Genomic DNA, 12,833 nt, shown 5'->3' on the forward strand with positions numbered 1-12,833 from the left:
GATCTACCCTTTTTGATGATTTTGGGTCTGGCGGCGGGGCTGCTGGGGTCGCTGTTTCGCAGCGGTATTTTTGGCAGTCTGGCCTTTTTCCGCCAGTTTAAGGGATTGGGGCTGCCGGAGCGCATTGGTCTGGCGGGGTTGGTAACGGGTTTGGTGGGGGTGTTTTTACCGGTGGCAGCGGTTGACAACACCGGCCTGCAAGAGTTTTTTGTCACTGGGTCGGCGGGTTGGCAGCTAATTGCGATCGCATTCGTGGTCAAGTTTTTGCTCACCCTGCTGGCTTACGGGTCGGGGGCGGCAGGAGGTATATTTGCGCCATCGCTGGTGCTGGGTGCGGCGCTGGGCTGTCTGGTCAGCTTTTTGGCCCAGGGGGTCTACACCGGTTTTGGGGCCTGGCCCCTGCCAGATGATCTGGCGACCACCACTACCTATGCGCTGACGGGAATGGGAGCCTTTTTTAGCGCGGTGACGGGGGTGCCGATTACCGCCATTGTGATTGTCTTTGAGATGACCGCTAACTTTAACCTGGTGCTGCCCCTGATGATTGGCTCGGGCATTGCCTACCTGGTGTCTGACCAGGCCAACAACGGCTCGATCTATAACCGGCTGCTGGCACTCCAGGGCATTCACCTTGAGCCGGTGCCCCAGGCCAACAACCCCTGGGCCAACCTTAAGGCCGCCGACCTGATGCAGCGCCGGGTCGAAACCCTCTCTTGTCAGATGACCCTGCCCGAGGTGGGGCAAGCCTTTTCGCGATCGCACCACCGAGGCTTTCCGGTGCTCGACGAGGGGCGACTGGTGGGCATCGTCACCCAGAGCGATCTCAGCGAAACCGCCACCCAGGGGCTCGACCAGTACCTCACCCTGGCCGACATTATGACCCCCCACCCGGTGACGGTCGCCCCCAATGCCACCCTGCCTCGGGTACTGCACCTGCTGAACCGGCTCAAGCTCAGCCGCCTGCCCGTCACCGAGGGCAACAAACTGGTGGGTATCATCACCCGCGCCGACATTATTCGGGCCGAGTCTGATCAGGTCAGCGGCGAACTGGCCGAACTTGGCCCCCAGGCCGAACCCTCCTATGTGGTATTTCAGCAGCGTGCTCCCGCCACAGGTCATGGACGACTGCTGGTGCCCCTAGCCGACCCCCGTACCGCGCCCGATTTGATTAAGATAGCGGCTGCGATCGCCCACGGCCTGAACTACGAGCTAGAGTGCGTCCACGTAGTATCGGTACCCCGCAGCGTTGCCCCCGCCGAAGCCAAAGTCGATTTGCAGGGGGTTGAACCGCTGCGCCGGTTGGCCATGTCCTACGCGGAGAATAGCGGTCTATCGGTGCATTTTCAGGTACGAGCTGCCCACGAAATTGGTCGCACCCTGCTAGAAATTATCAAAAAACGCCACATCGACCTGGTGCTGATGGGCTGGCACCACCCCACCCTTACCCCCGGTCGTGTCATCAGCGGCGTAGTCGATACCCTCATTCGCCAGGCCCCCTGCCAGGTGGTGGTGGTGCGCCCCGGTCGCAACCTCACCTTCGATCGCTGGCTGATACCCACCGCAGGAGGCCCCAATGCCCAGAGTGCTCAAAAGCTGCTGCCGGGCCTGCTCACCCTAGGCCACGCCCCCGAAATTCAGCTCTGCACCATCTGCCACCCCGAAAAGGGCGAGTGCCTGACTCCCCAGCACCTGTCTGAGATGGCCGATGGGCTAGAAGGAACCCTGCACCGCCCGGTCTACACTCAGGTGCTCACTCATCCTTCGGTGTCTGAAGCGGTTATAGATATGGCTCGCCTGTGCCGTACCGACGCCATTTTGCTGGGCGCTTCGCGCGAAAACCTGCTCAGTCAGGTGATCAAGGGCAATGTGCCGCTGGAGATTGCACAGCAGACTGATGTGACAGTGATTCTGCTGCGCCAGGTCGATGTAGTGAATTCAGAAGCGCCGTAGGCTGCGTTTGCGCAAAAAAAACCGCCCAAGAGGACGGTCTAGATTAAAAGCTATTTATTTGCAAGTGATGCATCAACCAGTCGCCTAAGCGAAGGTGAGTGATGCATAAGTCTCAAAGTTAAGCGTTCTCTTCGGCAGACTCTTCGTCTTTACGGCGTAGGGCCGCTACGCCCAGTCCAACGAGGCCAGGGAGCAGTGCAGGGGTAGGCACCTCTTCAACATCAAAAGCGTAGCTAGAGCCGGTGCTATTAGCTGCGACATTGGTAAATCCAGCCGTCCCGTTATTTGTGTCCTGAAGCGGATCAAACTCTCCAATAGCTGGTAGATCGGTATCTTGAAAAACCCCGTTCATGCTGGCAATCCAGTTATTACCGGGTTCACGAACCAATTTAAAGGTGGAGAGCCGGACGGCAACTGACCCTACAGTAATAAAATTGTCTAGTGGGGGAAGTTGATATTCCCAAACGTTTGTAGCCGTGTTGTTCAACCTAATGTCTTGCAGAGTGGCAAACTGGTTGATCAACGATTCAAATCTACCACTACTAGAGGTAGTTACGGATGCTGTTCCAGTTGGTGTGTTGTAAGTGCCACCTGGATCAAATCGAAAATCGAGCACACCGGTAGAAAGGTCAAATCTAGCTCTTCCGGATAGGGCTAAAGTATTTTCTCCTGTTAGTGTGAAGGCTTGGGCTGTAGAGCTTAATAAGACTGCACTGGTTAAAGAGGTAAGTGCTACAGCTGTCCGAAAGCAAAGCAATTTGGTGTTCATAGAAACTCATCTACCTATTCAAAAGGATTTTGACAAAAAATCGATTCCGCTGCTGTCAAGCCTTTAAAACTAGACTAAAGCAGTCAACCTAGAGATGCAGCCTGTTATGGCATTCTGGTGAAACAGAGATCCTGCATTTGATAAGCTCACAGGTTCACGCAAATTAGCCGAAAAGTAGAAGCCACCGTTTTATCTGAGGAACACTAAGCTTAGTAGTGTCTACAGTGAATAGACTTAGATGCTATATTTTGATTTTAAGGACTTAGCTATTCTTTGAGAAAGCTTATGGCTTAAGCTTTGCTAGAGTTTCATACTGTATGAAGTGACCTACATATATTGGGCGACATTTCGTAAAACAAAGCATTAGTTTTGCTGTGTGTTTTTTAAGTTAACAGTCAGTTATTTCTCCTCAGATAGAGACAATAGATAGCACTCTAAAGATTAGGCCTCGTATAAACAAAAAAGAGCGGCCTACATAGACTGCCCTTGAGAATGCATCAAATTGCACAAGTAAAGCTAACTAGAGATCAGAACTTACGGCTTCAGCAACTGGGTGGGTTAATTAACCTTTAGTCGAGAACTCGCTGTGCTAGAGCTATTTCAGACTTCAAGTTACCTAAACCACCCAGGCTTTTAGTGCTATGCGTTTTCTTCAGCTGTTTCGTCCTGTTTGCGCCGCAGGGCCGCGACCCCTAGGCCAATCAGTCCGGGGAGAAGCGCAGGGGTCGGCACTTCTCTAAAAGCGTGGTTATCACTTTCAAAAGCAGCACTGGTAGAGCGCAAGACAATACTGTCAAAATAGTCGGAAGAGCTCGATGAAGTAAAGTTGACGTAGCGCGCGCCGTTCACTTGCTGATCGCCGTTAGCTCCATTGATCACTTGGTTACCGTTGAAAATACCTACGCTGACACCTTTCTTGAAGAACTCAATGAAGTTATAGGCATCTACAGAGCCCCAGTAGAGGCCAAAGTAGTTAGACAAACCTGGTAGCGTAATGCTTACAGGCCCAGGCTCATTAATACCACCAAGGGTCAGGTAGGTGTTATTGGTGTTGTTATATTCGGGTAGTTGAGAAGGTGGTGCTGCAAATTGACCACTTACACTGCCTTGGACAAAACCACCGCTACCGCTGTAGGTTACGCCGTTCTCGGTGTAAGACGAAGGGCCAAGAGGGGCACCACTAAAATCGATAGTGGTAGCCCCTACCGTGCTAGTGAAAGCTCCGTCTGAGGTATACAAGCTGATCGCTTCAGCAGAAGAAGTGCCTGCCATTGCCACAACAGCTACTGTACCTGCGCCTAGAAGCGCCTGTAAAGAAATGGTTCTCATCATGGTTAGTTACTACAAAAGGTAAAAGAAATAAAGCTGATTCAGCAAATGCACAAGAGAAATAGGCACCTATATCTCTTGTGTATGGGTAGCGCACTAGCGGTAGATGAGGAAACAAAAATCTAGAAAACAATACCTAGGCCAGCCCTGATTCTTAAATAGGCTTACTTATGCCTGAGTTGCACTCTTTGTTAAGTGTAGTTTTTTATACCTAGCCTGTCCATCTAATGGAGGAGCATTTACCGATTTTTTAAGCATTACTAGACAAATATAATGAATCGACTTAGATTCTCATGTGTCGCTACTAAACAGGTAGGAGTGTCGTTTTGCTAGTTGCTTCTTTAGCAATTAGCCCAATTAGCGGAATCTTAGAAATCCAAAGCTTTTCTAGAGTTTGCTCAAGTTGTGCTGATTTTACTGTTCCCAGGTGTGATACCAGTACTAGACCACTAGTTTCTGCAGAAAGTAGGGCGGCATCGGCATATTCTGAGAAAGGGGGAGAATCGTAGATTACCAGATCAAAGTAAGACTCGGTTTTGGCAACAAACTGCTTCATTTTTGTCGATGACAATAACCGAGCTGGATCAACAGTGGTACTACCAGTAGTTAGTACAAAGAGATTTGGTTCGGTGGGCGATCGCTTAATCACGTTTTTCAAATCTAGCTCCCCGGCCAAAATGTTGGCAAAGCCCTGCTGGTTGGGCAGTTCCAAGAAGTCGTGTAAGTGTGGAAAGCGAAAATCGGTGTCAATGAGCAAAACTCGGTTGCCTAACTCAGCTGCGGCCCAGGCCAGATAAGCTGCCGTGGTTGAATCGGCCAGCTGATTATCAGCAGAGCTGATCACTAGCGATCGCAGCGGACGATCAGCATCCAGCCGTTGCAGATTTGCCACCAGCGATCGAAATGCCTCACGATAAGTGTAGAGATCCTCAGTGGGAATTGTCTTACGTTTAGGACCCTTACCATTGCTTTCATAGTTAGTCATATTTAGAGATTCAGCAACGCTTTGATAAAGCGATATCAAATACTGCTCATCGTAGCCCTGCTCAACAGCACTATTGTTAGGTATGACACCTAAAATAGGCACTGGCGTAACTCGCTTTAGGTCTCTTGGAGTATATAGAACGTCTTTTTGAGAATCTAGGGCTAAGGCCAGCCCTGTTCCTAACAGCAGTCCAAGTAGCGCACCTAACACTAAACTATTTTGTAAATTAGCAATATCTGTAGACAGTGTAGCTGGAGTAATAAGCTCCCAGGGTAACTCTCGCTGAGCCGCCTCGATCTGGAGTGTGTCACGGCGCTCTAGCAGTTGTCCTAGGTTAGTATTAGCAAGGACAAGTTCCCGTTCTAGATCAGTAAATTGTCGTGTCACCCCAGCCAGTTGGCCTACATCGACATTGAGACCAGCCAGGGTGTCAGACAAGGCTGATTCTCGGGCTGCCAGCACATCAATTTGGCCCATAAGCTCTCGCTGAGTATTGGCTCCTTCACGAGCCATAAGCGCAAGTAGGTTTCGCCGCTGCTCTTGCAGCACCTGCATGTCGGGGCTGGTATCTAAGAATAACGTCGAGGTTTGGGCAATTTGGCTATCCAGCGCTAGCAACTCCTGTACCAGAGCCTGATACCGGCTGTTGGCGCTGAGTACCGATGATACCGAGGCATCTTGGGGCTGCTGCGTTAGCTGCTGCTGCAATTCCTCATAGCGAGTTAGATTTTCTTCCAGTTCAATCAGCACAGCTCGGTACTGATTTTCAAATGCAGCAATTTGACCAGATATTTTATCTCCCTCGTCAGCAGGAGTAATTAGGCTAGAGGTCTGACGCAAGTTTTGTAGTTCGGCCTGGAGCTCATCTACTCGCTGCCGGGCATCGGGTATCTTATCGTCTAAAAAACTCAACCCTTGCTGTAGATCTCGCTGTCGCGAGGCTAACCCGTAGTCGAGAAAGGTTTTGGCAATTAGTGTGGCTGCATACTCTACATCCTGGGCCGAGTCACCCTGATAGCTAGTCTGAAAAATTCTAGAATCTTTAGTGAGTTGAATACTGAGACGACTTTTAACCCGGGCATAGCAGGCATTCTGTAGCTCTTCATTAGACCGCCCCGTGAGGGATGCCTGAGTTTCTGGCACACAGCCCTCTAGCCCTTTGGCTCGTAAATCGTTAATGACGGGTTGCAGTACCCCAGGGCTGGCTAAAATCCTGGTTTGGTCAGCTAAGCTTAAGTCACTTGACCGCTGATTGATCGGTACATCCGAAAGTGTAGAAATAACTTCAGTTTCAGCGCTCAATGGCTGAATCAAGACTTCAAAGGTGGCCGAATAACTGGGAGGGCTTAAATATGCTCGAACTCCTGCTGCTACGGTAACCGTGGCCGCTACCCCAGCAATTAACAGCGCTCTGCGTCTGAGTGTAGACAGCAAACTGCTAAAGTCTAGCCCTCCCTCTTGACTAGAGCTTGTAGCTACTGGAGTAGAAACAGCGAGGGGTAATGAAGGTAGGGTTTGAGCTTTCATCCCTGATTCCTAAATAAAAGATAGTAAAATCTACGGAGCAATATCCGTGGATTGAGACTGTACTAAGCCACCTACTTTGTCAGAGTTAGCACTCTTTTTTGGCAAAGCCTGTCAGCAAATAGTTAGCCAGATTTTGGCTAGGAAGCATAGGCATAGTGGCTATACCTCATCAATTAAACAAGTTAAAGATTCGAAATGGTGCAGTTAATATGTTGAGGAAATTGCCTAAAGGATTAGCAACACTGCCTAGATTGTCTGAGAAAGTAGCCAGCCCAGAACGCCCCACAATAATAATGTCGTTATTTTGTAGAGTAGGGTTGTTCTCGGCGCTAATGCCCTGGGCAAAATCGATATTGATTTCGCGTTGGGTCACAGTGCCATCAGGATTAAGACGCACTAGCCCTACCGAAGTTTCTCTAGCCCGAGTGTTAAATCCGCCCGCTGCTAAAATTCCTTGGTTCAAAGGTGTATTAGGGGGTACTTCGATGATGCCTCGGTTGGGCACCTCACCCACGACATTGATGCGAATGGTATTGGGCGAGAAGCTAGCAGCAGCAGTTTGGGACGACTCAGCCGGATCAATAGTGGCAGTAGCCGTTGGGATAAATATGGCATCTCCCTCTTGTAAAATAGCATTTTGGCGCAGGTCGCCGGTTTGAAGCATGGCCCACAAATCGACTTTAAATGTTTCTTGGGTGCCACTGCGGGTAGTACGCCGCACCTCAACCTGCCGAATATTAGCTAAGGGCTTAATCCCTCCCGCAACCTGAATAGCGTCAGTGACCATAGCAGGCTGCCCCGATCCTCCTTCACCCCCAGGTAGCCCCGCATCACCCGTGCGAGTTGAGCCCCCCCGCAACCGGTAGGGACCAGGGCGAAATACTTCGCCAATTACTGCAATGTTGACTGGCTGGGCAACATCGGCTGCAAAACTGGAGGTAGCGAGCAACGGACCTTCTTCCAGTGGCACCACTGTCGATGGAATGACAATACTATCGCCGTCCCGGAGGGTTAAATCTTGATTGAGGTCACCTGCGCTTACTAACTCCCAGAGGTTGGCGGTGATCAACTGAGTTTGGCCATTCTGCTGCCGACGAATTTGCACGTTGCGCAAATCAGCACTCTGAGTGATACCCCCGGCCAGCTCAAATAGCTCGGTTATCTTAGGGTAGGTTTCGCCGCCAAGACTGTAGGTGCCAGGACGACTGATCTCGCCGGCTACTCCTACCACTAGCGGTCGACGATTAAGAACATTTAGGGTGACTAAGGGCCGTCGCAGCACTTGACTATAGCGGTTAGAAATTAGAGCTGTAGCCTGGTCAACGGTTAGCCCTTGCACCATAACTGGCCCCACTAAGGCTAAGTTGAGGCTGCCATCCACCTGTACTTCGTAATCGCCGCTGTAATCAGGCAATCGAAACAGGCTAATCTGCACCTGATCTCCAGCACCCAGGGTATAAGCCTGGTTTACGGCAGGCGAAGACAATGGACGAGAACTGGATGTAGTTGGCTGCCTAGGTGCTACCCCAGTGTCGAGCCTCACTGAGCCAGACACCGCAGGCCCTCCCGGCATTCTTTGGGCTACACCAGCTTTGGGCCACAATCCTTCCATGCCAAAGAGCATGAGCCCAAGGCTAACAACCAGGCTAGAGTGTGACCCAATGCGCTGTAGCCTGGTGATAAGGAGAGTAGTCATGCAATACCTCTGTCGTAGTCGGCAACGTACCCTGTGCTCCTCCTCCCAATATCCGTAACGTCTCGGAGAAATCCGTATAGATTTCAGGAATACCAGTAAACTCACTGAACACTTCACACGAATTTCGTAAACAAAAGCAAACTGCTAAGATATGCTGATTGGAGACCGTAATTTTACTGAAGTGCATCTAATCTACTGGTCTTCTGCTATCCTGCAATCTGAGCATTTCTTGGTTTGGTGGCCTTACCTAGCTTATTCAGGCCTTTAGATGTTTTGTTTTGCGGTGCATTTGAGCAACAGTTCTCAGGTAAAAGCCTGCTCTTTCTCGCTGATCTTTAGCGTGAACGCAGCAAGGAGTAACGGTGTTTCATAGATCAGGCCAAGCATCTAAATTTGACTAGGGTTGAATCTTTGTTCTCAAGGATATTGTGGCTCGACTTTTATAGCTTCTAGCAAGACCTTGCCTCGCAGGGATATTTACCCACTGCTAATTTTTCACGCCAGAATAATGTCAATTAGGAACTTTTTCAATCGTCTGCCCGTCTTTGCCAGGTATATCAACTGTTGAATCTAGCTTGATACAGGATAGAAGTGGCATCTGTTAACAGATCTCTCCCTCCAGATACAGAGATTAGTTGACGGGTAGTTAGGTATCTTAGATAACATTATCTAAAAACCCTAAAAGAGCTTTAGAAGATTGCTCTAGTTCCTCAAAGGTATCTATTTGGCAATTCTCCAGCTTCAGGCACAGAGATTTGTTGGCTGGCATTAGGTATTCTAGGTAACAATTAAAGATTTTCTTGAGGCGATCGCAATTTTTAGGAGCCGAGATAATTTGGTTTTTATCCGGAAGATCAAAAAGTTGCCAGAAGATTGTTTTAGATCGTAAATATCATTGGCTTTATGCTTAGCGACGAACTCAGTGTCGTAGTTAAGTGGGCATAGCATCAATGGTATTCAAGGGTGTTCTCTACTTAAGACTTAAGTTCAAAAATGCTGACATAGCTTTAGTGAACTTACCCTGAACCAACCATTCCAAAAACCTGAAAATCTTTTACGAAGAGTTCTGGGTAAAGCATCTTCTATGCACACGTTTGCTGTGGAGATTAAGCTTTGCTGAATTTAATAGGTGCCTCAAACTTTTAAGAGATAGGGCAACCTGTAATCTTTTTCAACGCCCCTAGAAATTGATTGGTCTAACAAAGGATTAAATAGATGAGCGTAGCAATTATTACCGGATCAGCCGGACTTATTGGTTCTGAAGCTGTACGTTTTTTCAGCAGCTTAGGCATGCATATCGTCGGCATTGATAATGACATGCGCAAGGAGTTCTTTGGAGAAGAAGCCTCTACAGAATGGAACTGTGCCCAACTGAAAAAAGACATCAAAGACTATGATCATTACGATGTAGATATTCGAGATTATTCGAGCATACGCAAAATTTTTGAAACCTTCGGGAAAGATATAGAAATTATTATTCATACTGCGGCTCAACCATCTCATGATTGGGCCGCTAGAGATCCCCTAACCGATTTCTCGGTCAATGCCAACGGCACCCTTCATCTTTTGCAGGCTGCCCGCGATCTTGCTCCGGAAAGTTCGTTTATTTTTACGTCAACGAATAAGGTTTACGGTGATTTGCCCAATTATTTGCCACTTATTGAACAAGAAAATCGTTGGGAAATTGATGCCTCTCATCGCTATCACCAGGGCATCGCCGAAGATATGAGCATTGATCAATGCAAACACTCTTTATTTGGGGCGTCTAAAGTAGCTGCTGACGTGCTTGTGCAGGAATACGGTCGATATTTTGGCATGAAAACTGCTTGCTTTAGAGGCGGATGCCTGACTGGCCCTAATCACTCGGGCACCCAGCTCCATGGATTTTTGGCCTATTTAATGAAGTGTGCCATGACCGAAACCCCGTATAAGATATTTGGCTATAAGGGCAAACAGGTGCGTGACAACATACATTCTTCAGACTTGATTGCGGCTTTTTATGAATTTTACAAAAATCCTAAATCTGCTGAGGTTTACAACATTGGTGGCGGTCGTGAAAGCAATTGTTCAATGTTGGAGGCAATTCATCTATGCCAGAAAATTACTGGTAAGGAGATGCAGTACTCATATGTTGAAGATAATCGCATCGGTGACCACATTTGGTACATCAGCGATCTCACAAAATTTAAGGAGCATTACCCCAATTGGTCGGTTAAATATGATGTAGATGCGATTTTAGCTGAGATTTTCGACAAGAACACCGAGCGGTGGAGCTAGTAGAATCTACTAGTTTAGTTTTCCAGGGTATCAAGGGTTGCTTCTTCCACTCTCTCTGTACTCAGAAGAGTTGCTGTCAAGGGAAAATCAAACGCTTCTGCTTGCAACTAGGAGTATCTCTAATGATAAACAAAGGAAAGCACTCCATATTGGGAGTCAATGTACATGCTGTCGATTTGGAATATGCAGTTTCTAAAATAGTTGATGCTGCAGAAAACAAGCAACCCTGTGCAACTAGTGCTCTTGCTGTCCACGGTGTTATGACCGGATTTTTTGACAAAATTCATCGGGGACGATTAAACACTCTTGATTTGATAGTCCCCGATGGGCAACCAGTGCGCATGGCTTTACAGTGGTTATATGGGCATAAACTGCCTAACCGAATTGCTGGAGCCGATCTCACTGCAGGAGTCGCTCGGGCTTTTGCACAGCGAGGTCTGAAGGTTTACCTGTATGGCAGCAAACCTGACGTTCTAGATGATTTTTCCAAAGGGTTGAGAAGAGAGTTTCCTGGACTGCAAATTGTAGGCCAGGAGCCTTCTAAGTTTCGCCGCCTAACGGAACAAGAACGTCTGGAAGTGGTATCGCGAATTAAGGCATCTGGTGCCGATGCGGTGTTTGTTGGGTTAGGCTGCCCTCGTCAAGAGGTTTGGGCCTATGAGTATCGTGAACTTCTAGGGATGCCAATTCTTGCTGTTGGTGCCGTGTTTGACTTTTTTGCTGGCAACCTACCTCGGGCTCCTCAGTTTTGTCAAGACTACTGCCTAGAATGGTTTTATCGACTGATTCAAGAACCCAAACGGTTGTGGCAACGGTACTTGGTATTAGGGCCAATCTATATTGCCAACATTTTAATGCAGGGAATTGGCATTAAGGCATTTCCACCGACAATGCCTGATGGCAACGAAAAGCTTGAGTCATTTGGATAAAGCAGCGTAAAAACAACCGTTGACGATGCCATCTACCGTTGCGTAGTGGAGACAATCCATGAAGTTTTCGAGTTGGCATCGTTGGCGGCTTTATACGATTAGTCTTGGTGGAGCAGCGCAATCTTCAGGGCTTTGATATGAGTCTAGTTTGAAGGTCTAGTAGATACTATGTTTCATCTCCCATTCTCTTCCTTCAAAACAGAATTATCTGTTCTCGAAAAGGATCTTATTGTTCCAGAGAGTATTTACTCATCGCCCACTCATCCTTCGGTCACTTCTTTTTTAAAGCGGTGTTTTGATTTGGTTGGTGGATTGATCGGGCTGCTGGTGACTTTGGTTTTGCTGGTTCCCATCGCGATCGCCATTCAACTAGATAACCCTGGGCCAATCTTTTATAGTCAAATACGGTGCGGCTATCGCGGACAGCCGTTTCGCATTTGGAAATACCGATCTATGGTTGTTAATGCCGATGATCTGAAGCACCAGGTAACAAATCAGGCCCAGGGGCTAATTTTTAAAAACCATGATGATCCGCGCGTTACCCGAGTGGGACGATTCTTGCGGCGAACTAGCCTAGATGAATTTCCTCAGTTTTGGAATGTGCTGAGAGGAGATATGAGCTTGGTCGGCACCCGCCCACCAACATGGGAGGAAGTTAGCCAGTACGAACCCCATCATTGGCAGCGGCTCAATGTTAAACCGGGACTGACAGGCAAGTGGCAAGCTCAAGGTCGTTCTTCTGTAAAAGATTTTGAGACTATTGTCAAAATGGACCTTGATTACCAAGCTCATTGGTCTCTTAGGCACGATGTGCATTTGATTTTACAAACTATTGGCGCAGTGGTGCTTAGTCGTGGTGCATGCTAGAACGTGCTTTAGAGGTCGGTTAAAACTCTGTACCTTCAGACAAGACATAAAGGGTTTGGGGAAGTCTCAAAACAGACTCTAGCTCATCAGATCATCATAGTTTAATAGACATTCTCAGCTTCCTAGTTCACTAGGGAGCTGAGTCATATACAAGGCAGGGCTACAGTTGTGGGGTTTATGCCTAAATAGGCTGAACGAATCAATGCAAAGCAGATAAAGTATCTGCAAACACTGTAAATCAAAAGCTTTGTCGATCGCGAAAAAGCCACACCACTCTATAAATGAATGTCATTGAATTGATGCTAAGTAGGGAGTTTGAATTAAACGTAAGATGGGAGGGTTAACTAGAAAGCCCCCTTATGCCCGCCCCATTGCGTATCATTTTGACCGAGGAGGAAGACCGTACCTTAAGTGAACTGCGGCAAGCTCAGACAGTTCCTTATCGGACCCGTGACCGTGCGCATATGCTGCGCTTGAATGCTCAAGGGCTGAACGTGCCTGCTA

Annotated in this window: 8 protein-coding genes; 4 read left to right on the plus strand and 4 right to left on the minus strand. The window is 48.2% G+C overall.

Annotation, left to right across the window (positions count from 1 at the left end):
• Positions 1-1,950, plus strand: a 1,950-nt coding sequence (locus IQ273_RS22395; RefSeq protein WP_194025381.1) for a chloride channel protein, incomplete at its 5' end; no start/stop codon positions are given.
• A gap of 118 nt (positions 1,951-2,068) precedes the next feature.
• Here IQ273_RS22395 and IQ273_RS22400 read toward each other — a convergent pair.
• From IQ273_RS22400 to IQ273_RS22415, 4 genes are all read right to left on the minus strand, one after another.
• The gene (locus tag IQ273_RS22400) at positions 2,069-2,719 is read right to left on the minus strand and encodes a PTPA-CTERM sorting domain-containing protein (protein WP_194025382.1); all 651 of its coding nucleotides are present in this window, start codon (positions 2,717-2,719) and stop codon (positions 2,069-2,071) included.
• A 639-nt stretch (positions 2,720-3,358) separates the two neighbouring features.
• Positions 3,359-4,051, minus strand: coding sequence for a PTPA-CTERM sorting domain-containing protein (locus tag IQ273_RS22405; protein ID WP_194025383.1), 693 nt, complete (start codon positions 4,049-4,051; stop codon positions 3,359-3,361).
• A gap of 301 nt (positions 4,052-4,352) precedes the next feature.
• Positions 4,353-6,560, minus strand: coding sequence for a polysaccharide biosynthesis tyrosine autokinase (locus tag IQ273_RS22410; protein WP_194025384.1), 2,208 nt, complete (start codon positions 6,558-6,560; stop codon positions 4,353-4,355).
• Between the two features lie 169 nt (positions 6,561-6,729).
• Entirely contained in the window at positions 6,730-8,256 is a 1,527-nt protein-coding gene (locus IQ273_RS22415) for an SLBB domain-containing protein (protein WP_194025385.1), read from the minus strand.
• Positions 8,257-9,471: 1,215 nt separating this feature from the next.
• Here IQ273_RS22415 and IQ273_RS22420 point away from each other — a divergent pair.
• The 3 genes from IQ273_RS22420 (at position 9,472) to IQ273_RS22430 (ending at position 12,329) form a co-directional block, all read left to right on the plus strand.
• Positions 9,472-10,533 (plus strand): NAD-dependent epimerase/dehydratase family protein, encoded by a 1,062-nt coding sequence (locus IQ273_RS22420; protein WP_194025386.1) that lies wholly within the window; start codon positions 9,472-9,474, stop codon positions 10,531-10,533.
• A 122-nt stretch (positions 10,534-10,655) separates the two neighbouring features.
• On the plus strand, positions 10,656-11,462 hold the full coding sequence (locus tag IQ273_RS22425) for a WecB/TagA/CpsF family glycosyltransferase (RefSeq protein ID WP_194025387.1): 807 nt from the start codon (positions 10,656-10,658) through the stop codon (positions 11,460-11,462).
• Between the two features lie 168 nt (positions 11,463-11,630).
• On the plus strand, positions 11,631-12,329 hold the full coding sequence (locus tag IQ273_RS22430; RefSeq protein ID WP_194025388.1) for a sugar transferase: 699 nt from the start codon (positions 11,631-11,633) through the stop codon (positions 12,327-12,329).
• The last annotated feature ends 504 nt before the right edge of the window (positions 12,330-12,833 follow it).

It is taken from the genome of Nodosilinea sp. LEGE 07298, from assembly GCF_015207265.1.
Taxonomy (GTDB): domain Bacteria; phylum Cyanobacteriota; class Cyanobacteriia; order Phormidesmidales; family Phormidesmidaceae; genus Nodosilinea.